This is a genomic window from Stappia taiwanensis (assembly GCF_014635285.1).
GTDB classification, from domain to species: Bacteria; Pseudomonadota; Alphaproteobacteria; order Rhizobiales; family Stappiaceae; genus Stappia; species Stappia taiwanensis.
Genome location: NZ_BMCR01000003.1, coordinates 349,113 through 374,813, shown reverse-complemented (window position 1 = coordinate 374,813; position 25,701 = coordinate 349,113). Strand labels below are relative to the sequence as shown.

The following is a 25,701-nucleotide window of genomic DNA, read 5'->3' as shown; positions in this document are numbered from 1 at the left end:
CGATGCAGTTTTCCCTCAGCGAGGAAGAAATCCTGATCCGCGACAGCGCGCGCCGACTGGCCGAGGAGCGCATCGCGCCGCTCGCCGAAGAGCTGGACCAGGGCGGCGGCCGCGCGGCATTTCTCACCAACCTGATGCTTCTGGCGGAAAACGGTTTCATGGGCCTCAATGTGTCGCCGGAGTTTGGCGGCACCGGCGCCGGCGCGGTGGCCTTCGCGCTGTCGGTGGAGGAAGTGGGCCGGGCCTGCGCCGCCACCGGCGTCACCGTGTCGGTGACCAACATGGTGGCGGAGGTGATCGAGGCGGTGGGCTCGCCGGAGCAGAAGGCGGCCTATCTGCCTCGGCTGACCGATGGCACCTATGCCGCCGGCGCCTTCTGCCTGACCGAGGCCGGTGCCGGATCCGACCCTTCCGCGATGAAGACGCGGGCGGTGCGCGACGGCAATCACTTCGTGCTGAACGGCACCAAGCTCTACATCACCTCCGCCGAATATGCCGGCGTCTTCGTGGTCTGGGCGGTCACCGACCGGGATGCGGGCAAGGGCAAGGGCATCAGTTGCTTCCTGGTGGAGGCCGGCACCCCGGGGCTGATCGTCGGCAAGGCGGAAAAGAAGATGGGCCAGACCGGCTCGGCCACCAACGAGGTGATCTTTCAGGACTGCCGGGTTCCGGCCAGCGCCATGATGGGGGTGGAGAACGATGGGTTCCGCATCGCCGTGGGCGAACTTGCCGGCGGACGTATCGGCGTGGCCTCGCTGGCATTGGGAATCGCCCAGGCGGCAATGCACCGGGCCAAGGCCTATATCAAGGAGCGCCAGCAATTCGGCCGGGCCATCGCCGACATGCAAGGGGTGCAGTGGATGATTGCCGACCGGGAAACCGATCTGGAAGCGGCGCGGCTGCTGATTCTCCAGGCCGCCGCCCTGAAGGATGCCGGCAAACCCTTTGCCCGGGAGGCCTCGATGGCCAAGCTGTTTGCCTCCGAGGCGGCGCAGCGGGCGACCTACACCGCCCTGCAGCTTCATGGCGGCGCCGGCTATATCCAGGATTATCCGCTGGAACGCTTTGCCCGCGATGCCCGGATCACCACGATCTATGAGGGAACCTCGGAAATCCAGCGGCTGATCATCGCCCGCGAAGCGATGAAGGCGGTGTGACGTCTTCCTGCCCTTTTGGTGAAAAGCGCATTCAGTCCCTTGAAATATCAGGGCGTGTGTTGATTGATTGATTCCGATCAAGGACCGGCGACGCGCATTGCGCGTAACGTTCCGCACAGACCGGTCGATGGCGTCAGGACAAGGGACGCGCCAACGGCTGCACAACGGAGGGACTATTTATGGCGATCAAGGACATTCTCACGGTGATCGACCTGGCCGGCAAGCAGCGCACGGCCCAGGCCGCGCTTGAGCTGGCACAGCGCACCGGCGCCCATGCGACCGGGCTTGCGGTGGCTTTCGAGCCGGTCGTGCCGGGCTTCATCGCCGCGCCGATGCCGCCCGATTACATCGAGGTCGCCCGCACTCAGGCGCTCAAGGCCGCCAAGGATGCCGGCGCCGCCTTTAGTGAGATGGCCCGCAAGGCCGGCGTCACCGCCGAGGTGCGCACGGCGGAGATGATCACCGGTGGTGCCTCCGACCCGGTGGTCTCTCATTGCCGGCTGACCGATCTTGTGGTCATCGGCCAGGAAAATCCGGATGAGCCGGAGCCGATGCGGGAGATGCTGATCGAATCGATCCTGTTCGAGGCCGGCGTGCCGGTCATGGTGGTGCCGTATATCGGCGGCGGCCTGCCGATGAAGAACGTGCTCGTCGCCTGGGACGGCAGCCCGACCGCCAGCCGCGCGGTGCATGCGGCGCTGCCGCTCTTGCAGATGGCCGAAAAGGTCACCGTGATGATCGTCGAGACCGGCCGCCGCTCCGCCGGCGAGCCGGGCACCGACATCGCCACCTATCTGGCCCGTCACGGTCTCGACGTCACCATCGACGTGGTGCCCCGGCCGCAGACCGGCGTTGCCGATGCGATCCTCAACTATGTCTCCGACAAGGGCATCGACATGATCGCCATGGGCGGCTACGGCCATTCGCGGATGCGGGAATTCCTGTTCGGCGGGGCGACCCGCGACATTCTCGCCTCCATGACCGTTCCGGTGCTGATGGCCCACTAAGCGCTTCTCGGGAAGGCCGCCCGGTCTTCCCGAAGGACTTGGCGCCAGGACCGAATGCCCCCGGTCATGCCGACTGGCAGGTTCCGTTTTTCAGAACCTCCAAGGGCGGAACCACCGGGGCTGGTTGCCCGACTTTACCCCCGCGCGGGGGCGCGTTCAGCGCCCGCGCGGGCGCTCTCCCGGGAGCGGAGCGCCGGCACGGCCGCACGCTCGCTTCCCAGCCGGCGTAAAGGACACGAGCCGTGACGATACGCAATCTGGAGGGCCTGTTTCGCCCGACGTCCCTTGCCGTCGTCGGCCCCTGCCGACTTGGCGAACCGGCCTTCGACCTCTTGCTCGCCCGTCTGCAGGAGGCCGGGTTCGCCGGACCGAAGACCGTCATCGGCTGCGGCAAGGACCTGCCGGACGGCTTCCGCCCCAAGCGCCGGCTGGCCGATCTCGACACCCCACCCGATCTGATGCTGCTGGTCGGCCCGCCGGAAGACGCTCCGGAGCTGATCCGCGCCGCCGGCGATGCCGGCACCCGCGCCGCCGTTGCCCTGTCGCCGGGCTACGACCGCTGGGATGACGACCTCGTCACCCGCACCCTTCAGGCCGCCCGCCCCAACACCTTGCGCCTGCTCGGCCCCGGCAGCCTCGGCGTTGCCGCACCGGCGGGCAAGCTCGCCGGCCATCTCGGGATCTCGCCGGCGGCGGCGGGCGATCTTGCCTTCATCGCCCGCTCCGGCACGGTGATCAATGCCACCCTGTCCTGGGCCCAGTCGAATGGAATCGGCTTTTCCGGCATTGCCTCGCTCGGCCAGAGAACCGATGTCGATGCTTCGGACCTGCTCGACTGGTTCGCCCTCGACTACAAGACCCGCGCCATCCTGGTGCATCTGGAAACCGTCGCCAATCCGCGCAAGTTCCTGTCTGCGGCGCGGGCCGCGGCGCGCACCAAGCCGGTGGTCATCCTGCGCTCCGGCGCCAGCCGTGAGCCGGCGGGCGTCGGCACCACCCATGCCGGACGGATCGCGGTGTCCGACCGGGTGTTCGACGCGGCGCTGGCCCGCGCCGGTGTGCTGCGGGTCCAGGATATCGATGAGATGTTCGAGGCGGTGGAAACCGTCAGCCGGCTGAAGCCGGTCGCCGGCCATCGGCTGGCCATCGTCGCCACCGGCGGCAGCCTCGCGACGCTGGCCGCCGACCAACTGGAGCAGCAAGGCGGCACCCTTGCCCAGCTTTCCGAGGACACCACCGCGAAGGTCGCGCCGCTGCAACGGGCCGGCCAGAGCACCTGCAATCCGGTCACCTTGCACGAAACCTCACCACCGGAGGCCTATGTGGAGGCGGTCACCACCTTGCTGGGCGACCGGGGCGTGGATGCGGTGCTCGCGGTGATCGGCCCTTCCGCCTTTTCACACCTCCAGCCGACCGCCGATGCGCTGGCCGCCGCCTATCGCGCCTACCGCCCCTCCTATGGCCGGCGCAAGCCGCTCCTGGTGGCGCTGGCCGCTGGCGCGCCGCTGCCACGGCAGGCGCTGGACAACGCCCGCATTCCCTGTCACGGCAGCGCCTCGGAAGCGGTGCGCGCCTTCATGCATCTGGTGCGCTATGCCGAGGCGCGCGAGTTGCTGATGGCCGCGCCGCCGAGCCTGCCCTCCTCCTTCTCGCCGCTGGCGGAGACCGCCCGAGCGCTGGTGCATTCGGCGCTGGCGCAGGGCCGCAGCGCCCTCACCCCGGCGGAAGTGCGCACCATCCTGCAGGCCTATGACATCCCGCAGGTGCCGAGCACGATTGCCTCCACACCCGCTGACGCGGCGGATGCGGCGCGCGAGTTGCTGCAACAGCACGAGCGGCTGGCGCTGAAACTGACCTCGCCGCAGCTTCCGTTCAAATCCGATGTGGGCGGGGTCATCCTCGACCTGAAGACCCCGGAGGAGGTGGAGACGGCCGCCGGCGAGTTGATCGACCGGATCACCGCCGCGCATCCGGACGCGGATATCACCGGCATCGTGTTGCAACCGATGATGCGGCATCAACACGCCAGCGAGGTGTTCATCGGCCTGGCTGACGATGCCACCTTCGGCCCGGTGATTCTGTTCGGTAGCGGCGGCACCGCCGTGGAGGTCACCGGCGATGTGGCCATGGCCCTGCCGCCGCTTGACCTCAATCTCGCAGAGGAGCTAATCGGCCGCACGCGGATCAGCCGGCTGCTGAACGGGTTCCGCAACCGGCCCAAGTCCGACCTGCACGCCATTGCCCTCACCCTCGTCAAGGTGGCGCAGATCGCGGTGGACGTGCCGGAAATCCGCGAGATGGACATCAACCCGCTGTTGACCGACCACACCGGCGTTCTGGCCCTCGATGCGCGCATCACCATTGCCCCGGCCACGGTCCATCCGGGACGGCGGGCCACCTCCCGCCTTGCCATTGCCCCCTATCCGAAGGAATGGGAGCGCCATCTGACGCTGAAGGATGGGTCGGAGGTGTTCGTTCGCCCGGTCAGACCGGAGGATGAGGAGCCCTACCGGCAGTTCTTCCAGAAGGTCTCGCCGGAGGACCTCCGGCTGCGGTTCTTCGCGCCCGTCAAGGAGTTCAACCACGCCTTCATGGCCCGGCTGGTCCAGCTCGACTATTCGCGGGCCATCGCCTTCGTCGCCAGCGACCCGCAGACCGAGGAAATCCTCGGCGTGGTCCGGCTGCATGCGGATCCCGATCACCGCACCGGCGAATACGCCATTCTGGTGCAATCGACGCTAAAGGGGCGCGGGCTCGGCTGGGTGCTGATGCAGCTGATCATCGACTATGCCGTGGCCGATGGCATCGAGACCATCAAGGGCGAGGTGCTGAAGGAGAACACCACCATGCTGGCCATGTGCAAGGGGCTGGGGTTCTCCGTCAAATCCTCCATGGACGATGACGCCATCGCCGTGGTCACCCTGCCGGTGGCCGAGATTCGCCAGCGGCGCGGCTGATCCTCCCGCAAGAGCCGCCGCACCTCCGAAGCTGCCACGACCACCCGGCACCGATGTGCGGCCCGGGTGGTCCGTCAGGTTCGGACCAGCTTAGCCAGCGCGGATCTCGGACAGGGAACGGGTCGGCGTGATCGCTTCCTTGTCGAGCTTGAGGTGCAGCAGCGCCGGCCGACCCGAGGCCGCCGCGCGCTCGAAGGCCGGACCGAAGGCCTCGGCCGTCTCCACCGTTTCCGCATGGGCGCCATAGGCGCTGGCGAACATGGCGAAATCCGGATTGACCAGGGTGGTGGCCGAGACCCGCCCGGGGAAGTCCCGCTCCTGATGCATCCGGATGGTGCCGTACATGCCATTGTCGACGACGACCAGGATGATTGCCGCCCCTTCCTGCGCCGCCGTGCCGAACTCCTGCATGGTCATTTGCAGGCAGCCATCGCCGGCAAAGCAGACGACCGTCCGCTCGGGGAATTTCAGCTTGGCGGCAACGGCGGCCGGCAGGCCATAGCCCATCGAGCCGCTGGTCGGCGCAAGCTGGGTGTTCATCTGGCGGAAGCGATGGAACCGGTGCACCCAGGTGGCATAGTTGCCCGCGCCATTGGTCAGCACCGCGTCGTCCGGCAGGTTCTGTTCCAGCCAGTCCATCACATCGGCCATCTGCAAGGAGCCGGCCACGCGCGGACGGGCGCCGGACCAGTCGAGATAGGCCTGATGCGCTTCACCGGCCGCACCGCTCCAGCCGATCGTCGCCGGCGGTTCGATACCTTCCAGAGCCGCTGCGAAGCCGGCCGGGGTGGCATGAATGGCCAGCGACGGCCGATAGACCCGGCCAAGCTCCTCCGCGTCGGCATGGACATGCACCAGATCCTGGCGCGGCTGCGGACTGTCGAGCAGGGTATAGGACTGGCTCGGCATTTCCGACAGGCGGCCGCCGACGAGAAGCAGCAGATCCGCGTCCCGCACCCGTTCGGCCAGAGCCGGGTTGATGCCGATGCCGACATCGCCGGCATAGCAATCGTGCAGATGGTCAAACAGCATCTGCCGGCGGAACGAACAGGCGACCGGCAGCTCGAAACGCTCGGCGAAGCGGGTGAAGGCATCGCGCGCCGCCTCCGTCCAGCGGCTGCCGCCGAGGATCGCCAACGGACGTTTCGCCGCCCACAGGCGCTTTTGCAGCTCCGCCATCTGCGACAGCCCGGGGTGGGTTTCGAGCGGCGTGAACGGGCGCAGCGTGGTCACCTCCGCCGCCGCGGCGAGCATGTCCTCCGGCAGCGCGAGGACCACCGGCCCAGGACGCCCGGAAGTTGCCGTATGGAAGGCGCGCGAGATCATCTCCGGCATGCGGGCCGGATCCTCGATCTCGGCCACCCATTTGGCGATGCCGCCGAACATCTGGACGTAGTCGACCTCCTGGAAGGCGTCGCGGCCGCGCATCCCCTGTTCGATCTGGCCGACGAACAGGATCATCGGCGTGGAATCCTGCTGCGCCACATGCAGGCCAGCGGCCGCATTGGTCGCGCCGGGCCCACGGGTCACCATGCAGATGCCGGGGCGGCCGGTCATCTTGCCGAAGGCCTCGGCCATCATCGCCGCCCCGCCTTCCTGCCGACAGACGGTGACCGGAATTGCCGCGTCATGCAGCGCATCGAGCACCGGCAGATAGCTTTCGCCCGGCACGCAGAAAACGCGCTCGGCCCCCATCTGCTCCAGCGCCGCGACCAGCAACTGCCCCCCCGTGCCGGATATCCGGCAGACCTTGGCCATGTCCATCTCTTCGCCTCTCCCGGACCGACAAGGGTCCCGTGATCACATGCAAGCACTGTCCTTGCATATACACTGACGCAAAACGGCCGCGCAAAAGCGCGACCGTCCGCAACCTATTCCAAACCGGAATGATGTTTCGATTATCCGGATCGGCGCGGCGCCGATCTAAAGGTCCTGGACCGTCACCACCTGGAAGGTGTGCAGGTCTCCGTCCTCATCCTTGATGGAGACGTATTCACCGGGCCGGAACGCATGGCTGCCGAAGCGGTAGCCGGCCTCGTCATCCTCGTCCCCCTCGATATCGTAATGGAAGGCCCAGGATCCACCGGGGCGATGGCGCAGATGGCCGATATCCTCTTCCTCATCGGCCCAGAAGCGGCGAACCCGGCATTGGTCGCGGTGCTTCTTCCACTCGCCCGCGTCGATATGGCCATCGGCGTCGAGCGGCGCGATGAACTCATAGCCGTGACGCGGCGAGCCGTTGGGGAACTCCTTGGTCCGGGCCAGGTTCAATCTGATCTTCTTCAAGCCCAGGTCAGCGGTCATGTAGGCGCATCCTTCCTCGATTCAGGTATCTTTGACAGCAGTTTACCCATTTTCCCGCAAGCCTCACAGGCATCAAATGATGGAAATCAAACCCAAGGGGCTCCCGCCAAGACCGGCCCCTCTTTTCCCCATCTGTGAAAGATAGGACAGGCCCGCGGGCCAGACAGCGACAAAAAAAGGGCGGAGCTGTTGCCAGCTCCGCCAGGATGCGCCCGTCACAGCCCGGGAGGGAAGACTTCAACAAAGACCGACGCGCATTGCCCCTTTCATTGCCGCCAATTGACCGCCAGCCGCCACGGGCCGGCTCCATTCAGCCGGCGATGGCCGAAATTTCCGCACCCGCCTGGGCCGCCGCCGCGACGCCGGACCGGCGTCGCCGGCCGCGATAGGCCAGCCGAAGATGAAACGCGCAATAGGAGCGGCTGCCCTCGGCCGGGCAGTTGCAAAACCGAAAGTCCGCGTCGACCGGATCGCCAATCGGCCATTTGCAGGCGCCGCCGGTCAGGGTCATCAGCTTGCCCCAGTCCTGCTCCGATGCGCCGGAGCGGCCGGCCTCGAAACTTGCCCGGGCCAACTCCCGTTCGATCCGGGCGCTCACACCCTCACCCCCGGCGCCCGTTGCCGGGCCTGCATCTTCCGCCAGCGCTGCCGCCGGGGCGCCGCCAATACAGGCAAGCGACGGCCGCCCACGCACCGGGCGCTGTTTCGGTCGATGGGTCATGGTGGCGGATCGCTTGGGCAAGCCCATCCGATGGGCCTTGCCAATCACCGCATTGCGGGTCACCCCGGCGATGACATAGGCGATCTGCCGGGCGCTGAGGCCCTGCCGCCAGAGCTTGCGCAAGAGGTCTTCACGTTCGCTTGTCCAAGTCATGTCTAGCCCCAATCCTTTTGTCATTGGAGGCCCCATGCACAGGCACAAAGGGCCCCTGTTCCGCCGGCGCCTTGGTCTGGAGCGGGCCGGTCGGCATTATTCAATTGACGCTGTGTCGTAATGCAGGAGGTTTCCGCGAACGTCCTCGAGCAGCGAGAATGCACCCCTCCCCGGGAAGCCTCTCGTCAATCTCCGATAAATTATCGTAAATGTTATATTAATCCGTCAATCGCTTAGGATTTTCACTTTGGATTTCAAATTCCCCGTCCGAAATAACCTTTCTTATCGCTGACATGACGATTGAAACGACATCCGAATTGAATTTCTTATTCACTTCATTGTCAGACTGACCAGGGTGTGCAAATTTCATACTTCCCGAAATAGAAAAGACAAGCTTCTGATTCTCCTTCCTTGCCTCTATCCATCCGTCCAAAATCATTTTTTCTATTTTTCTCCGGACCGTCGAGTATGGGATATCCGTTTCCTCTGAAATCAGATCGATATCCGGATCTATTTCATTCGTTTCCGCGATTGAGATCGTCGTTATGATCATTAAACTTCCAAGGTCACGAACGTTATATTCATCCATGAACCGGAACATGAGGCTGAAGAACATTTCATAGAGGCGCAGAATTCTACGTGCGTGGCCAGCCCCCCTCCCGTCTTCCATGATCTTCCCCCTGTTTCGTCAGCTTTGCTTCGTCAGTTTGACAAAGGTAACGGCGCTTTCGCCCGAGACAGACCGACAAAAAAGCCGCCATTCCCCGCCGACATCACCCCGAATGTCCGGGACGCGGCCCCTCTCCACACGCTCCATCCCCATCAGGGGCGTTAGTCGCTTGCCACGTCGACCACCAGTTTCATGATCGAACCGATCATTTCCATGCTCATCTCGCCGTCCGAGGCGGTGACGCATCCAGACGCCCCACCCCCTGCCGCATCGGGCGGGGACTGCGACCAGAGATAGACAACCGATTTGCCGCGCCGCTCCTTCTCCACCGTCCCCTTGCGCAGGTGGGCACGCAGGCGGCGCTCCACGCTCGAGCGGGACATGTTCAGCTTTTCCGCCAGCAGGTCAGCATCCATCGGTGCCCCGCGCAGATCGGCAATGCCGATCAACACCAGCATCAGCACATCATCGCCGTCGCGCGCGCCGAAACGCTCCTGAATCTGCAAGGTCATTTCATAGTAGGTCTCAAGCAACCGCCGCGTTCGATAGGCGGTTCCGGATTGTTCCTGCCGCCGCGCCCCTTGCGTCACTCAAGCCTCCCCAACAGACCGCCACCGGCGGAGGAACCAGAAAGCAACACTGTCAGGAACCGCCAGCCTCGTGAAGCCCCCCGTCAGTCTGAGCCGGCCACATGGGGCGTTTGCCGGTTGACCAGCAAGCCCAGCGCAAGCGCGGCCACGCCGATGGTCAGGGCGACGGTGAACAGCGATGTCAGATCCGTGGCGGCCGCTCCGGCGAAGACCATCAGCATCATCCCGGTGGTCATTGCCGCGAAGCTGCCTGCATTGACCGCCGGCAGGGAGGGCAGCGGGCATTCTGCGACGGCCTCTGCCTGGCAGACCATGAAAGCCACCTCAAACAGCGCCATGAAGACCCCGTAGAGCACCAGCACCGCCTCCCTGCCCAGCGGCAGAAAGATTGCCAGGCACCCCAGGGCCGTGGCGATCAACAAGGGCAAGGCGCTGGAATAGGCCGGCAAATGCCGGCTGACGCGCCCGGCCAGCAGCGCCCCAAAAACGATGCCGACGCTGGCGACCAGTTGCACATACATCGTACCGTCCAGCGACATTCCGAGATAGCGGAAGGCAAATTCCGACCGCGCCACGTTGTGAAAGCCCTGGTACAGCGACACGATTACGATGAGATAGAGCAAGGCTCGGCGCAGCAGCGCATTCTTCGCCACCACCGCTCGGGTTTCACGCCAGAGCGCGGCGAAGCCGGAAAACGCATCCCCCATCCCGATCGTCAGCTTGCGGAAGCTCAGGTAGAGGCAACCGGAGGCGACGAAGGACAGGGCGTCGAGTGCCGCGATCCCCAGCACCGTCAAGCGGTCGACCAACAGGATGCCGACGAGCGGTCCGACGCCGAAGGCGAGATATTGCGCCGTGGAAAAATAGGCAACCGCCGCCTTGAGATGCTCCGGCGGCACATGCGCCTTCAACGGCAGCACCCGCAGCGATCTGTTGATGGCATCAAGGACGCCATGGATCGCCAGCAGCACCAGACACGCCACCAGCGACACCGGAAAGATCAGACCGGCGGCGATGACCACGGCTGCGGCCAGAAAATCCGCCCACGCCAGCAACATGACCGGCTGGAACCGCTGCGCCAGCCAGGCGACCACAGGCGGGCTGAGAATCGCGAGGACCCACTGGCTGGCAAAAACCGCCGCCGACCAGAAGGCCGAACCGGTTTGCGCGTAGACCACCGTGGACAGGGTCAGCAGCAACAGGAACGTTCCGGACATGGACAGGAAGACCGCGAGCCAGGAGCGCAGGTAGATGGTGTCCAGCCAGATGCGGTAGTTCGGATAGGAGGACGGCTGTTCGCTCTTTGCCAGAAAGGACATGACCAGGGCTCGCTTTCCGCCTGCCGCCAATGCCCAATCTGGAAGGTGGTTTGCCGTCCCTGTCAAGGGCACGCCCGCCCCTCCCAGAACGGTAGGCGGCCCACCCGCCACATACAAAAAAACCCGCCGCCTCTCAGCGCCGGGACGAAAACAAACAGTCAAATCAGGGAGAAATGGTACAGACGGTTGGAGTTGAACCAACGACCTTCGGAGCCACAATCCGACGCTCTAACCAACTGAGCTACGTCTGCACATCGATTGGTGGCGGAACCTAGTGGCAATTTCGCCTGAATGCAAGAGCCTGCATCCCGCTTGCACCACCCATGTCCACAGCCAATTTCATACTGCCGCCAACAGGTCCGGCGGACAAGCAAAACCCGGCCCTTGCGAGCCGGGTTTCACCGCTATTACTCAGCCATCGTCAGAACGTCAAGCCGCCTTGAAGTCCTTCGTGGTCTTCTCGATCGCGTCCTTGACGCTGCCGGACACTTCGGTGGCCAGCTTGGTGGACAGCTCCTGCATGTCCTTGGCCTGGCCGCTCAGCGCGTCGAACTGGCTGCGGGCGAAGGAAGCCTGAAGCTCGATCATCTCGGCAACCGACTTGACTTCGAACAAGTCCTTCACGAACGCGAAGGTCGCGTCGCTGTTGGTCTTGGCCGCATCGACGGCCTTGCGGTTGAAGTCCAGCACGCCGCGGCGGGTGGTCTCGAAGCCGTCTTCCATCAGATCGGTCGCCTCTTCGGCCGCCGACTTGATCTTGGCGTAGGCATCACGGGCCTGCTCGATGCCCTTCTCGGCCATCTCGCGGGTCAGCGTCGGGACTTCCATCTTCGGCAGAGCGAAGGCCTCGAAATTCGGAAAAGCAGTCACGGTCGCGTCGGCGGCGGTTTCTGCGGTCTTGGCACGCGCCGTCTTGGTCGACGCTGCGGTCTTGGTCTCGGTCATGTGTCAAACTCCTGTGGCCGGGATAGCGGCCCAGCGCCTGTCTCATCCCGGGGAAGATGTTCTGCGACCGATGCGCCTTGGGTACGCGTCGTCGCCAGCTACATCACCTATATAAACCCATTTATTGTGCATTGCAACATTTTATTGCGACGCACAACGCGCAGGCCGGCCGAAGGCATTGCCACAGCACCGGAAAATACAGCGCAAGGACGGGCCAAACGCTTCGGTTCCCCGTCCTTGCGTCCTGGCTATTGGCCCTTGCGCGGTCAGTCCTTGCCCGGCTTGACCGCGTCCTGAGCGGTTTTCGCCGCCTTGTCGCCAAGCTCGCGCACCTGCTCGCCCAGCGCTTCCATCTGCTTGCGCATATAGTCGCTCTGCAGCGCCATCATTTCCTGCACATCGCTGGCGCGCACCATCTTCTGGGCAAGTTCGAACGCCGCAGACACGTGTTCCTCGGTGTATTCCAGCGCCTTGCGCCCCATATCGTCGGCCCCGGCCTTCATCGAACTGGCCTTGTCCTCGACCGTGCTCACGGTCTTGCGGGTCGCCGCCATGTATTCATCAAATGCCTTGCGCGCCTGATCGACGCTCTGATCCGCCATCTGCCGCATCTGCTCGGGGATTTCAAAGCTGCTCTTGTTGCTCGTCATCAGTCCGCTTCTCCTTCACTTGCCGGCCGGACCCCGACCAGCCTGCCGGAACATCCCATTGCCGGATGGTCGCACCGCCCTATCCTGCCCGTTGATCTTAAAGGAAAGATCACATCGAGGGATAGTCCTGCATCAGGTATTCGCCCCCGCCTTTCGGCGTATAGCCGGTTGCAATCGTTGCATTGCCTGTTAACCACCGTGCGCGACAATGGCGCCAATACCCGTGGCCGGCGTGGACGACTCGTGACGGACACGATATTTACATTTTGTTTACCGACTTTGGCCCAGCAGGCACGGTCCGTTCCCTTGATACGGGTGAGCGGACGATCCGTCCCGGGACAAACAGCAACGGTGGAGACAGCGCGCCCATGAACAGCCATTTGCGCAACTTCATGGCCTTGAGCGGATTGGCCGCCGCCAATATCTACCTGACCGACCGTCGTCCCGCCTGGATCTGGGCCGCCGACGGCAAGACGATCCTGTGGGCGAACGCCGCCGGCGCGGCGTTTTTCGGCGCAAGCACCCTGGCCGACCTTGCCGATGTCTATGGTCTGGCCCGCGCGCCCGCGCGCCCGCATATCGCCCGGATTGCCGCGACCGGCCCCGCCGACCGGGACAGCATCGACCGGCTGCGCTTTTATCGCGGCTTGCGGGTGATGCTGCTGACCTGCACCTGTCGACGGATTTCCCTGCCCGATGGGGACAGCGGCGCCCTGATCGTCGCCAATGACGCGCCGTCCATCAACGCTGGCCAGAGCGAAGAGCCCGCGATCGCCCTGTGCCACCTGCTTGCCGACAACGATCATGCCGCCTTCCTGTTCGGCTCCGATGGCACGTTGCGGCACTCGGACGGCAGCCTTTCGCCCCCGGACGGGGCGGAGCGCTCCACCCTGCGCCACGCCGGCAAGCACTCGCCGGTGGTTGCGCCGCTGACGATTGACGGCGCCTTGCGGGAAGCGGCCCTGCTCGCCCTCGACGATGGCGGCGAGTTGCTGGTGGTGGAGAGCGGCACGGACGCCGCCGCGCCCCTCGCCGCCCCCATGGCCACCGGCACGGACATGCCCGCATCCTCCGCTGCGCTGCAAGGCCTGGGCCTGCCGGAGGAAACAACAACCGCAAGCAACGCGCCCCACATGAACCTTGGCGAAAGACCCGATAGGTTCCCTGCGCCCGCAGCTCTTGGCGATCATGCCGAACCCGAGGACAGTCTCCTGAGCGCCGAGGATCTGCCACCCGAACAGACGGAAGAGCCCCCCTTGGCGACCCAGCCGGCGGACGACACGCCACCGGCTCGGCCCGCAGTGCCGACCGGCGGTCTGTTTGCCCTGGCCAGCGCCACCCGCTTCCTGTCCGGCACGGCGGACACGACCGCGCCGGCTTCCGACACGCTGCCGCCTCAGGAGACTGAAGAGCTTCCGGACATGGCCAGCGTGCTTGCCGGGATCGCCGCCCAGAAAGCGCCCGAGGCAGCGGACGCGCACATGGCGCGAGAGGCACTCGAGGAGGAGTTCCGCCACAGCGAGGCGACTGCGGACAACGCGGATCAGGCCAACGATGCCTCGCGCATGAAAGAGCGGCCCGCAGCCGATACGGCCAGCGCTCCGGCGGAGGTCGCAACCGCGATGCCAGACGGCGCCCTCGCCCCCACCGCCGCCATGGATCTTGACCGCAACAGCGCCGGGCCGGAAGGCGATGTCACGCCGGCCCAGGAGGTCCCGGCCTCGGCCAGCGGCTTTGTCTTCACACCGCATCCGCGACCGGTGCGCTTTGCTTGGAAGATGGACATCGACCAGCGCTTCACCTTCCTCTCTCCGGAATTCACCGAGGCGCTCGGCCCGGAAGCGGCCGATGTGCTCGGCCTGACCTGGACCGAGGTGGCCGAGCGTTTTCAGCTCGATCCGGAAGGCGGCATTGCCGCCTCGCTGACCCGCCGGGACACCTGGAGCGGGCGCACCGTGCGCTGGCCGGTCAGCGGCGCCGCCCTCAAGGTGCCGGTGGACATGGCGGCACTGCCCGCCTTCGACCGACACCGCGTGTTCGAAGGGTTCCGGGGATTTGGCGTTTGCCGCACCGGCGAGGCGACCCGGGATCCGCTGGAGATCGGTCTCGGCCTGCGCCTGCGGGACACCTCCGTGACCGTCGAGCAACCGGACAGCGCCACGCCGCAGCAGGCAGCGCCAGATGAGGCGGCGGCTATCGCCTCCCCTGCCGAGACGCCCGCCAGCGCGGTTTTGGGCGAGGAGGTTCAGGCTCTTCACGCCGAAGCCCCCGTCACCGACACGCTCCCTGCCAGCGCCGCGCCCGAGACAGCCGCACCAGTCTCGCTGCCGGAGGCTTCCGAGCCGCAGGCCACAACGGAACAGGTTGCAAGCACGGCACCCGACGACTTGGCAGAGCCGGCGCCGCGCGGCGGCGGCACGGTGGTCTCGGGGCTGTCGGCCATGGCGGCACTGATCGCCGGGCGGGCGAAAGCGGCAAGGGCCGACCGCCTCGCGCAAGATCGCGCCACCGATCGTCCTCTCGCCCCTGATGCGACCGACGCGGAGACGGCCCAGCCGGAAGAAGCAATGGCCGCAACGCCTCCGATGAAAGAGGCGGAGGCCAGCCCGACCCTCCCGGGAGAGACCGTCGTCGCGCCGGAAGACGATGGGCCTGCGGCCGATCTGTTTTCCCGGGAGGAGATCACGGCGCCTGCCGCCATCGGGGACGAAACGGTCACAGACGACCCAGCTTCCGGCCTGACGGCGACAGAGGAGGCCAAACCGGCGCCTGCAAGCCAGACACCGGCGGAAAGTCAGCACCCCCCGGAAGACGTGACCTCCCCGGAAAGTCCGACCGCCAATGGCCCGACGTCAGCGGACCCGGCGCTCGGCGCCTCGCGCCTGTCGAAGCCGGAACGGGAGGCCTTTCGTAAGATCGCCGAGGCCCTTGGGGCGACACCGGACACCGAAGAACCGCCCAGGATCCCGAGCCGGCGCGCGGAGCCGGCGGCTCCAGCGACACCGACGGCTCCCGCCGCTCCAGCAGTTCGCGCCGGCTCGATCATCGACCTTGGCCGGCGCATCCGCGAGGCGCATGTGCCTTCACGCGCCGACACGCCCGAGACGGTGGAACCGGTCGACGCGCCCCCGCCCGCGAAACCGGCCCGCGATACGGATGGCGACGCGACACCTGCGGACATCACCAGCACCGGGCTTCTCGACCGGCTGCCGGTCGGCGTCGGCATCATCGACGGCGATGACGTGGGCTATGCCAACACCACCTTGCTCGATCTTCTCGGCTATCCGGATCTTGCCGCTCTGCGCGCTGCCGGCGGTCTGAGCGCGGTTTTCGCCGAACCGGAGGACTGGCCCGGCGCGCCTCCCGGCTCGATGACCGAACGGACCATGCGCATCTGCCTTGCAGATGGCGGCACCAAGCCGGTGAAGGCACGGCTGCACAGCGTTCCCTGGCAGGATGGCAAGGCGCTGATGGTCTCCCTGCTCGACCGGCACGATCCGGCGCAGGAAGCCGCGCTCGACCGGCTGCACGAGGTACAGACCGCACTCAACATCGCCGAGGAACATCTGTCGGAGATGGATGCGGTGCTGGAGACCGCCACCGACGGCGTGCTTCTGCTGAATGAAGAGGGGCGCATCCTCAAGGTCAATCGCTCGGCGGAGGCCCTGTTTGGCGCCTCGCGCGACGAGATGATCGGCGCCGCGCTGACCGGCTATCTGGCGCCGGAAAGCCACAGGGACGCCAATGACTACCTGGAAGGGCTGGCGCGCAACGGTGTCGCCAGCGTGCTCAACGACGGGCGCGAGGTGATTGGCCAGGTCCGTTCCGGCGGGCTGATCCCGTTGTTCATGACCATTGGCCGGGTTGGCAGCAACGCGGAAGGTCCGCGTTTCTGCACGGTGCTGCGCGACATCACCCAGTGGAAGACGGCGGAAGAGGAGCTGACCGACGCCAAGCGGCAGGCGGAAAACGCCAGCTCGCAGAAGTCGGATTTCCTCGCCAAGATCAGCCACGAGATCCGCACCCCGCTCAATGCCATCATCGGCTTTTCCGAGGTGATGATGGAAGAGCGCTTCGGCCCGGTCGGCAACGACCGCTACAAGGGCTACCTGCGCGACATCCACAATTCCGGCTCGCATATCATGAGCCTGATCAACGACCTGCTCGACCTGTCGAAGATCGAGGCGGGCAAGCTCGATCTTACCTTCGAGGCGGTCTCGGCGAATGACATCATCCGCGAATGCGTCGCCTTGATGCAGCCCCAGGCCAATCGCGAACGGGTGATCATCCGGGCCAGCCTGCCCGGCTCCGTGCCCAGCATCGTTGCCGACGGGCGCTCGGTGCGGCAGATCATCCTCAACCTTCTGTCCAACGCCATCAAGTTCAACCAGCCCGGCGGTCAGGTGATCGTCTCCACGGCACTGGAGGACAGCGGCGAGGTGATCCTGAGGGTGCGTGACACCGGCATGGGCATGAGCGCCAAGGACTTAGGTGCGGCGATGGAGCCGTTCCGCCAGCTCCACACCGCCCGGCACGGCGGCGGCACAGGGCTCGGCTTGCCGCTGACCAAGGCGCTGGTGGAGGCCAACCGGGCAAGCTTTCGCATTGATTCGGAATTGCACCAGGGCACGCTGGTGGAGATCACCTTCCCGCCGCAGCGGGTGCTGGCCGAGTAATCCCCCTCGCGCAGAGCGGCAACCCGTCGGTTGTCCTCTGCCTGATTGACCGCGCCGGTAAGGCGCGGCAGTCTCATCCCCCTTCCAGATACCAAGAGGTTTCATGCTTACGCTCGCCGCCATTGAGGATGCCGCCGAAATCGTCTACCGGTCGATGCGTCCGACGCCGCAATATGCCTGGCCGCTTCTGGCCGAGGCCGTCGGTCGCCCGGTCCATGTCAAACATGAGAATCACACGCCGACCGGCGCCTTCAAGGTGCGCGGCGGCTTGGTGATGCTGCAGGATTTCGCCGCCCATGCCCCGCGCGGCGCGGGCGTCGTCTCGGCGACCCGGGGCAACCATGGACAGAGCCTTGCCTTCGCCGCCCGCCGCTTCGGCCTTGGCTGCACCATCGTCGTGCCCCATGGCAATTCGCGTGAGAAGAACGCGGCCATGCGCGCCTTCGGCGCGGAGCTGATCGAACATGGCGAGGATTTCGACGCGGCCCGCGCCCATGCTGCGGAGCTTGCCGATGAACGCGGGCTGACGCTGGTGCCCAGCTTTCATGTCGATCTGGTGCGCGGTGTCGCCACCTACGGCATGGAGTTCCTGCGCGCGGTGCCCGAGCTTGATGTGGTCTATGTCCCGATCGGCCTTGGATCGGGCATTTGCGGCATGATCTCCGCCCGTGACGCGCTCGGACTGAAGACCCGGATCGTCGGCGTCGTCTCCGACCAGGCCGATGCCTATGCCCGGTCGTTGGAAAGCGGCCAACTGGAAGACACCGACAGCGCCAACACCTTTGCCGATGGCATGGCCGTGCGCTGCCCGAGCGAGGCGGCCCTGGCGGTGATCCGCGCCGGCGCCGAAGACATCGTCCGGGTCAGCGACGACCAGATCTCCGAGGCCATCCGCCTTGCCTTCCGCGCAACCCACACGGTGACCGAAGGCGCCGGCGCGGCGGCACTTGCGGCCCTGCTTGCCGACAAGCCGCGTGGCAGCCACCCCGGCGTGGTGTTCACCGGACAGAACATCGACACCGAATGGATGCACCAGGTGCTCGGCGGCGAAACCCCCACGGTCTGAGAGCAGGTTGCTGCCCGGCAACCGCACAGCCCGGGCAGCCCCACCCTGCGATAAATGTAACGGCTTGACTCCACACAGCTTTCGCGAACCATTCGCAAAAACCCCTATGTGGCAACGCAGCACGCGCCGCTCCGGTTAGTTTGGAATAATTCCAAGGTATTGAAATATCTTGGGAATTATCTTGACACTGAAACTCTTCTTTTTAGGATGCGCGGTGTTGGCGCCAGTTGCCAGCGCGACCCAATTGCAACAACGCGGCAGGGCCTTGCCCCCTGTGCGTGTGGAGACTGACATGACCAAGACGATCCGTCCGACCCGTTCCGGCCTCCTGGCCGCGGCCCTTTTCACCACCGCCGCGATGGCGACACCGGCGCTGGCCGATGGTGAGGTCAACATCTATTCCTATCGCCAGCCGGTACTGATCCAGCCGCTGCTCGATGCCTTCACCAAGGAAACCGGCATCAAGACCAATGTCATCTTCGCCTCCGACGGGCTGGCGGAGCGGATCCAGGCGGAGGGCGCCAATTCCCCGGCGGATGTGATGATGACCGTCGATATCGGACGTCTTGACGGGGCCAAGCAGCTCGGCATCACCCAGCCGGTGTCCTCCGAGGTGGTCAATGCCAACATCCCGGCCGAGTTCCGCGATCCGGAAGGCCACTGGATCGGCCTGACCACCCGCGCCCGCGTCGTCTATGCCTCCAAGGACCGGGTTGAACAGGACAGCATCACCTATGAGGAGCTCGCCGACGAGAAGTGGCGCGGCCGCATCTGCACCCGCTCCGGCCAGCATGTCTATTCCATCGGCCTGTTCGCCTCGATGGTCGCCCATCACGGCGCGGAGAAGACCGAGGAATGGCTCGCGGGCGTGCGAGACAATCTCGCCAGCAAGCCCTCCGGCAACGACCGGGCCCAGGTGAAGGCGATCTTCGCCGGCGAATGCGACATCTCGCTCGGCAACACCTATTACATGGGCAAGATGCAGACCAACGAGAAGGAGCCGGAGCAGAAGGACTGGGCCAACTCGGTCAAGATCCTGTTCCCGAACACCGAAGAGCGCGGCACCCATGTAAACATCTCCGGCGTGGTGATGGCCAAGAACGCGCCGCATCCGGCCGAAGCGCTGAAGCTGATCGAGTTCCTCTCCTCCGACGCGGCGCAGCAGGTCTATGCCGAGGCCAACTACGAATACCCGGTCAAGCCGGGCGTGGCAGCGTCCGAGCGGGTGAAGTCCTGGGGCGAGATCAAGCCGGATAGCCTGCCGCTGGCCGAGATCGCCAACAACCGCAAGACCGCCAGCGAGCTGGTCGACAAGGTCGGCTTCAACGACGGCCCGTCGAGCTGACCGACGTTCTCCTTCCCGCATAGGGCGGCGCCCGGCCTGATCAGGCCGGGCGCCGTTCGCCGTTTCGCCCCCGACAGATCCGGACGCATGAGCGCCCCATGAGCAGCATCGTTTCCTCCCCGACGTTCGACGCCGCAGCGGCGGTCCGGCCGGTCTCCGCCATGACCCGGTCGGATCGGGTTCTGCTCGCCATCGGCTTTCTGATGGCCGCGCTCACCCTGATGCCGATCCTGGCGCTGGTGGTGATCGCGGTGCAGCCGACCGGTGAGGTCTGGACCCATCTGCTCGGCACCGTGCTGCCGTCCTCGCTGGTCACCACCGGCCTGTTGATGCTCGGGGTCGGGGCGATCACGCTAATCGTCGGCGTCGGCACCGCCTGGCTTGTGACCATGTGCCGCTTTCCCGGACGGGCGCTGTTCGACTGGGCACTGCTGATCCCGCTGGCCGTGCCCACCTACATCATCGCCTATACCTATGTGGAAATTCTCGACTATACCGGCCCGGTGCAGGGCGCCCTGAGGGCGCTGTTCGGTTTCAAGACCTCGCGGGATTACTGGTTTCCCGAGATCCGCTCCCTCGGCGGGGCGATCTTCGTCATGGGCTTCGTGCTCTACCCCTATGTCTACCTGACCACCCGAGCGTCCTTCCTCTTGCAATCGGCCTGCGCCCTCGACGTCTCGCGCACCCTCGGCGCCGGACCGATGCGACTGTTCTTCGTCGTCGCCCTGCCGCTGGCCCGGCCGGCCATTGTCGTCGGGCTGTCGCTGGCCCTGATGGAATGCCTCAACGATATCGGCGCGGTGACCTTCTTCGGCGTCAACACCATGACGTTTTCCGTCTATGACACCTGGATCCACCGTTCCAGCCTCGCCGGTGCGGCCCAGCTTGCCTGCGGCATGCTGGCGATCGTCTTTCTTCTGCTGTGGGCGGAGCGCTATGCCCGGCGCAAGCAGCGCTTCCACATCACCACCTCGCGCTATCTGGCACTGCCGAGCTACCAGCTCACCGGCCCGCGCGCGGGCCTGGCCATCCTCGCCTGCGCCCTGCCGGTGCTACTCGGCTTCGTTCTGCCCGCCGCACTGCTGGTCGACTATGCCAGCCGCCGCCTCGATGAGCTGTTCGACCCGGCGCTGATGGCGGCCGTCGGCAACAGTCTGGTGCTGTCGATCACCGCCGCGCTGCTGACGGTGGCCATCGGCATTCTTCTAACCTACGCCCAGCGGATCCAGCACAACCCGGCGACCCAGCTGTTCGGCCGCGTCGCCTCCATCGGCTACGCCATTCCCGGCACGGTGCTCGCGGTCGGCATCCTGATCCCCCTCGCCGCCTTCGACAATTTCATCGACGGCTTCTCCCGCTCCGTCTTCGGTGTCGGTACCGGCCTGTTGATGCTCGGCTCCGGCGCCGCGCTGATCTATGCCTATATGGTCCGTTTCCTGGCGGTGGCGCATGGGCAGATTGAGGGCGGCTTCGGCAAGGTCACGCCGCATCTGGACATGGCCGCCCGTACCCTTGGCCGCAACTCCGTGCGCACCCTGTTCGAGGTGCATCTGCCCCTGATCCGGCCGATCCTGCTGACCGCCGTGCTTCTGGCCTTCGTCGATTGCATGAAGGAGCTGCCGGCGACGATCCTGCTGCGGCCGTTCAATTTCGAAACGCTGGCGACCACGGTCTACAACGCCGCTTCGCGCGAAGCCTTCGCCGAAGGCGCCGTCCCGGCCCTTGTCATCGTGCTGGTGGGGCTGGCGCCGGCGGTTCTGCTGGCCTGGTCTTCGGCGCAGAGCTTCCGCGGTCGCAAGAGCGCCCGCGGCTGATCGGCGGGCAAAACCGGGTTTCCCGCCGGACCGGTTACAGCCGGTCGCGCAGGGCGAACCAGCTCATCGCCAGCACCAGGATCGGCCAGCGCAGCAGCCGGCCGCCGGGGAACTTCGGCGTCGGCAGGGCCGAAAACACATCGAAGCGCTCGCTGTCACCGAGCATCGCCTGCGCCGTCACATGGCCGCAGAAGCCGGCCATCGCGACACCGTGGCCGGAGAACCCGGCGGCGACATAGACGCCCGGACGGCTGCGGCGCAGGCAGGGCATGCGCGTTTGCGTCACCCCCAGGGTTCCGCCCCAGGCATGGGCGACGGGCACCTCGGCAAGCTGCGGATAGACCTTGCGCATATGCGCACGCACGAAGCCCTCGATATCGGACGGAAAGCCGCGCCGATAGGTTTCGCCGCCGCCGAACAGCATGCGGCGATCCTTGGTCAGGCGCCAGTAATGCACCACGAAGCGGGTGTCCGACACCGCCTCCCGCCCGGGGATCAGCGCATCGGCCTCGCTCTCGCTGAGCGGCTCGGTGGTCAGGATGAAATTGTTGATCGGCAGGACCCGCGCCTCGCTATCGGCATCGAGCCCGTCGAGATAGCCATTGCCGGCCAGAAGCACCTCGCCGGCGTCGATCTCGCCATGGGTGGTGCCGACCTTGACCCGCCCGCCCTGCGGCGTGATCGACGTTGCCGCCGTCGTCTCGTGAATGGTTCCGCCTGCGGCCTCGATGGCGGCGGCGAGCCCCAGCGCCAACTTCAAGGGATGCAGATGGCCGGCGCCGGCATCCCGGGTGCCGCCGAAATAGACCGACGTGCCGATGGCCGCCGCCAGTTCCTCGCGGGTGAGCGGTGTCACCTTGTCATAGCCGTAGTCGCGGGCCAGCTTCTCCGCATACCGCCAGCTCTCTTCCACATGGGCGGGCTTGTGCGCCGCCTCGATCAGGCCGGGCATCCAGTCGCAGTCGATGCCATGGCGCGCCGCCCTGCCGAGCAGCAGTGCCTTGGCCTCCTCCGCCAGATCCCAGAGCCGGCGGGCGCGCTCCAGCCCGAAGGCCGCTTCCAGATGATCCTGATCGCGCCGCTGGCCGCTGTGCAACTGGCCGCCATTGCGCCCGCTCGCGCCCCAGCCAATGCGGTTTTGCTCCACCAGCACCACCTGGCGCCCGGCTTCCGCCAGGGTGAGCGCGGCGTTGAGCCCGGTGAAGCCACCGCCGACCACCGCCACATCCGCCCGGATCCGCCCGGCGAGCGCCGGGCGAACCGGCGCCTCCGGCACGGTGGCCGCATAGAAGGATGGGGCATGGGGGGCGACGATGTCGGTCACGATGGCCCTCTCTCCTCAAGCAATCCGCGACCTCAGGCCGCGAGCCGACCGTCGCGCTTGAGCACCGCATAGGTGTCGTCGAGGGTCTTGGCGGTACGCTCGACCAGGAGATCGGCCTCCTCGTGGGTCAGCACCAGCGGCGGCGAGATGATCATGCTGTCGCGCACCGCGCGCATCACCAGCCCGTTGTCGAACGACAGGTCCCGGCACAGGGTGCCGACATCACCGGCCGGCTCGAAGGCGCGTGACCGGTCGCCCTTGGCCGGCACCAGTTCCAGCGCGCCGACCAGCCCGACCATGCGCGCCTCGCCAACCAGCGGATGATCGGCCAGCCCTGTCCACTTCGCCTGAAGATAGGGGCCGATGTCGTCGGCGACCCGCTCCACCAGCTTTTCCCGCTGCATGATCTCCAGATTGGCAAGCGCCGCCGCGCAGCAGGCCGGATGACCGGAATAGGTGAAGCCATGATGGAAGTCGCCGGCCTGGTCGATGAAGACGCTGGCCACCCGGTCGGAGACCATCACCCCGCCGATTGGCAGATAGCCGGAGGAGAGCCCCTTGGCGATGGGCATCAGATCCGGTTCCAGACCGTAATAGTCGGAGCCGAACCAGGTGCCGAGCCGGCCAAAGCCGCAGATCACCTCATCGACGACCAACAGAATGCCGCGCTCCTTGCAGATGCGCGAGACCTCCGGCCAGTAGCTCTGCGGCGGGATGATCACCCCGCCCGCGCCCTGGATCGGCTCGGCGATGAAGGCGGCCACCTTGTCCTCGCCGATCTCGTCGATGGCTCGCTCCAGCTCCCGCGCCGCCCATAGGCCGAATTCCTCTTCCGACATGTCCCCACCCTCGCCGAACCAGTAGGGCTGGGCGATATGGTGAACCCCGGGGACCGGCAGGTCGCCCTGCTCATGCATGCCTTTCATGCCGCCAAGACTGGTGCCGGCCAGGGTCGAGCCATGATAGCCGTTCCAGCGGCCGATGATGGTCTTCTTCTCCGGCTGGCCCATCTTGTCCCAGTAGGCGCGCACCATCCGGAACACGGTGTCATTGGCTTCGGAGCCGGAGGAGGTGAAGAACACCCGGTTGAACTGCGGCGGCGTCAGCTCGGCAAGCTTTTCCGCCAGAGCGACCGCCGGCGGGTGGCTGGTCTTGAAGAAGGTGTTGTAATACTCCAATTCGCACATCTGCCGGTGCACCGCGTCGGCGATTTCCTGCCGGCCATGGCCAACCTGGCAGCACCACAGCCCGGCCATGCCATCGAGATAGCGCTTGCCGTCGCTGTCGGTCAGCCACGCCCCATCGGCGCTGGTGATGATGCGCGGCCCCTCCCGGTTGAGCGCACCGGTGTCGGTGAAGGGATGGATGTGATGGGCCGCGTCACGGGCCTGCAGGTCCCGGGTCGGGTAGCGGTTCGATGCACCGGTCATGGCGCGTATCTCCACAATCAGGTCTCGTCCTTGGTCAGGACAGGGGCACTTGAGGGGCCGGCGCGCGCCACCCCTCACATTCAAACGTTGAGAAGCAGGTATTCCCGTTCCCACGGGCTGATCACCGCCATGAAGGTTTCGAATTCCTCCTGCTTGATCGCCCGATAGGTGGCGACGAATTTCTCGCCGAACACATCGATCAACTCGTCGCATTCGCCAAACAGAGCCACCGCATCCAGCAACGCGCGCGGCAGCGCATGCATCTTGTCGCTGGAATAGCCGTTGCGCGGCTCGTCCGGCGTCAGGTTCTGCTTGATGCCGAGATAGCCGCAGGCGAGCGAGGCGGCGATGGCGAGATAGGGGTTGGCGTCCGAGGACGGCACCCGGTTCTCCAGCCGCCGCGCCGAGGGCTTGGAATTGGGCACGCGCAGGCCGACGGTGCGGTTGTCATAGCCCCAGTAGACATTGACCGGCGCCGTGGTGTCGCGACTGAACCGGCGGTAGGAATTGACGTAAGGGGCGAGAATGCAGGTCACCGCCGGCAAATAGGCCTGATGGCCAGCGATGAACGAAAGGAATTCCGCGCTCGGCTCGCCATCCTCGCGGGAGAACAGATTGGCGCCGGTCTCCCGATCGATCACCGACTGGTGGATGTGCATGGACGAGCCCGGCTGGTTCGACATCGGCTTGGCCATGAAGGTGGCATACATGTCGTGCCGCAACGCCGCCTCGCGGATGGTCCGCTTGAACAGGAACACCTGATCGGCCAGCACCAGGGGATTGCCATGGCGCAGGTTGATCTCCATCTGCGCGGCCCCCTCCTCATGGATCAGGGTGTCGATCTCCAGCCCTTGCGCACTGGACAGGTCGTAGATGTCGTCGATCAGGTCATCGAACTCGTTGAGCGCGGAAATCGAATAGGACTGGCGCCCCACCTCGGGCCGGCCGGACCGCCCGGTCGGCGGCTCCAGCGGATAATCCGGGTCAGTGTTGGGACGGACTAGATAAAACTCCATCTCCGGCGCGACCAACGGCTCCCAGCCCTCGTCCTCGTAGAGCTGCAACACCCGTTTCAGGACGTTGCGCGGAGCGGTCTCCACCGGAATGCCCTCGCGGGTGTAGGCATCGTGAATGAGCTGCGCCGTCGGGTCGGTCTCCCAGGGCACCCGCGTCAGAGTGGAATAATCGGCCCGGAAGAACAGATCGCCGTCGGTGGCATTGTGCTGGAAGCGTTCGTCGTCGGGCGGATAATCGCCGGAAATCGTCTGGGCGAAGATCGACGCGGGCATGGTCATCACCGGACCGGAGAAGAACTTCTCCGTCGGCATCATCTTGCCCCGGGCCACGCCCGCCAGATCCGGAACGATGCACTCGATATCCTCAATGCCCCGCTCGGCCAGCCAGATGGAGGCCTCCTCCAGCGAGGCAACGCCGCGCAGACTCTCGATCTTCGGCGAGGATTTCTTCTTCTTGCTCACAACGAACCTTTCCGGGCATTCCCCTCGAAACTTCCCCAACCGGCGCAGCCGTCACCATTCACGGCGACGCAGCCACCCGGACGGGCGCGTATTGA

The 25,701-nt window shown here is 65.8% G+C and carries 18 protein-coding genes and 1 tRNA gene; 7 read left to right on the top strand and 12 right to left on the bottom strand.

Translation table 11 applies throughout. The features are described 5' to 3' along the window. The first annotated feature begins 2 nt into the window (after window positions 1-2). From IEV83_RS09105 to IEV83_RS09095, 3 genes are all read left to right on the top strand, one after another. On the top strand, window positions 3-1,157 hold the full coding sequence (locus tag IEV83_RS09105) for an acyl-CoA dehydrogenase family protein (protein ID WP_181760296.1): 1,155 nt from the start codon (window positions 3-5) through the stop codon (window positions 1,155-1,157). A 179-nt stretch (window positions 1,158-1,336) separates the two neighbouring features. Then, entirely contained in the window at window positions 1,337-2,164 is an 828-nt protein-coding gene (locus tag IEV83_RS09100) for a universal stress protein (protein ID WP_181760297.1), read from the top strand. A 242-nt stretch (window positions 2,165-2,406) separates the two neighbouring features. After that, window positions 2,407-5,121: a bifunctional acetate--CoA ligase family protein/GNAT family N-acetyltransferase gene (locus IEV83_RS09095; protein WP_181760298.1), complete on the top strand. Its 2,715-nt coding sequence runs from the start codon at window positions 2,407-2,409 to the stop codon at window positions 5,119-5,121. A 90-nt stretch (window positions 5,122-5,211) separates the two neighbouring features. Here IEV83_RS09095 and IEV83_RS09090 read toward each other — a convergent pair whose 3' ends face one another. The 9 genes from IEV83_RS09090 to IEV83_RS09050 all read right to left on the bottom strand — a co-directional run bounded on the left by IEV83_RS09090 (window position 5,212) and on the right by IEV83_RS09050 (window position 12,473). After that, window positions 5,212-6,885, bottom strand: coding sequence for a thiamine pyrophosphate-binding protein (locus IEV83_RS09090; RefSeq protein ID WP_244628122.1), 1,674 nt, complete (start codon window positions 6,883-6,885; stop codon window positions 5,212-5,214). 159 nt (window positions 6,886-7,044) lie between these two features. Continuing rightward, the gene (locus IEV83_RS09085; protein WP_181760299.1) at window positions 7,045-7,425 is read right to left on the bottom strand and encodes a hypothetical protein; all 381 of its coding nucleotides are present in this window, start codon (window positions 7,423-7,425) and stop codon (window positions 7,045-7,047) included. A gap of 310 nt (window positions 7,426-7,735) precedes the next feature. Continuing rightward, window positions 7,736-8,299 (bottom strand): GcrA family cell cycle regulator, encoded by a 564-nt coding sequence (locus IEV83_RS09080; RefSeq protein ID WP_181760300.1) that lies wholly within the window; start codon window positions 8,297-8,299, stop codon window positions 7,736-7,738. A 217-nt stretch (window positions 8,300-8,516) separates the two neighbouring features. Beyond that, window positions 8,517-8,969 (bottom strand): helix-turn-helix domain-containing protein, encoded by a 453-nt coding sequence (locus IEV83_RS09075; protein WP_181760301.1) that lies wholly within the window; start codon window positions 8,967-8,969, stop codon window positions 8,517-8,519. A gap of 161 nt (window positions 8,970-9,130) precedes the next feature. Beyond that, window positions 9,131-9,559, bottom strand: coding sequence for a helix-turn-helix domain-containing protein (locus tag IEV83_RS09070; RefSeq protein ID WP_181760302.1), 429 nt, complete (start codon window positions 9,557-9,559; stop codon window positions 9,131-9,133). A gap of 83 nt (window positions 9,560-9,642) precedes the next feature. Beyond that, a complete protein-coding gene (locus IEV83_RS09065) occupies window positions 9,643-10,878 on the bottom strand; it encodes an MFS transporter (protein WP_181760303.1) in 1,236 nt (411 codons plus the stop codon). A gap of 174 nt (window positions 10,879-11,052) precedes the next feature. Next, a tRNA-His gene (locus tag IEV83_RS09060) sits at window positions 11,053-11,129 on the bottom strand. A gap of 178 nt (window positions 11,130-11,307) precedes the next feature. Next, entirely contained in the window at window positions 11,308-11,823 is a 516-nt protein-coding gene (locus tag IEV83_RS09055) for a phasin (protein ID WP_181760304.1), read from the bottom strand. 266 nt (window positions 11,824-12,089) lie between these two features. Beyond that, window positions 12,090-12,473, bottom strand: coding sequence for a phasin (locus IEV83_RS09050; protein WP_181760305.1), 384 nt, complete (start codon window positions 12,471-12,473; stop codon window positions 12,090-12,092). Between the two features lie 368 nt (window positions 12,474-12,841). Between IEV83_RS09050 and IEV83_RS09045 the strand changes: the two genes are divergently transcribed. The 4 genes from IEV83_RS09045 (at window position 12,842) to IEV83_RS09030 (ending at window position 21,374) form a co-directional block, all read left to right on the top strand. Beyond that, complete coding sequence (locus tag IEV83_RS09045; protein WP_209003061.1) at window positions 12,842-17,149, top strand: ATP-binding protein; 4,308 nt, start codon at window positions 12,842-12,844, stop codon at window positions 17,147-17,149. 103 nt (window positions 17,150-17,252) lie between these two features. Further along, window positions 17,253-18,215 carry a threonine dehydratase gene (locus tag IEV83_RS09040; protein WP_181760306.1) on the top strand — a complete coding sequence of 321 codons (963 nt, stop codon included), beginning with the start codon at window positions 17,253-17,255 and terminating at the stop codon, window positions 18,213-18,215. 358 nt (window positions 18,216-18,573) lie between these two features. Further along, window positions 18,574-19,560, top strand: a complete 987-nt coding sequence (locus IEV83_RS09035; protein ID WP_244628137.1) for a Fe(3+) ABC transporter substrate-binding protein — start codon at window positions 18,574-18,576, stop codon at window positions 19,558-19,560. A gap of 98 nt (window positions 19,561-19,658) precedes the next feature. Then, on the top strand, window positions 19,659-21,374 hold the full coding sequence (locus IEV83_RS09030; protein WP_209003060.1) for an ABC transporter permease: 1,716 nt from the start codon (window positions 19,659-19,661) through the stop codon (window positions 21,372-21,374). A gap of 34 nt (window positions 21,375-21,408) precedes the next feature. Here the strand turns inward: IEV83_RS09030 and IEV83_RS09025 are convergent, their stop codons facing one another. The 3 genes from IEV83_RS09025 to IEV83_RS09015 form a co-directional block, all read right to left on the bottom strand. Continuing rightward, window positions 21,409-22,698, bottom strand: a complete 1,290-nt coding sequence (locus IEV83_RS09025) for an NAD(P)/FAD-dependent oxidoreductase (RefSeq protein WP_244628121.1) — start codon at window positions 22,696-22,698, stop codon at window positions 21,409-21,411. A 32-nt stretch (window positions 22,699-22,730) separates the two neighbouring features. Further along, entirely contained in the window at window positions 22,731-24,128 is a 1,398-nt protein-coding gene (locus IEV83_RS09020) for an aspartate aminotransferase family protein (protein WP_181762006.1), read from the bottom strand. Between the two features lie 80 nt (window positions 24,129-24,208). Further along, entirely contained in the window at window positions 24,209-25,606 is a 1,398-nt protein-coding gene (locus IEV83_RS09015) for a glutamine synthetase family protein (RefSeq protein ID WP_181762005.1), read from the bottom strand. Window positions 25,607-25,701 lie beyond the last annotated feature (95 nt).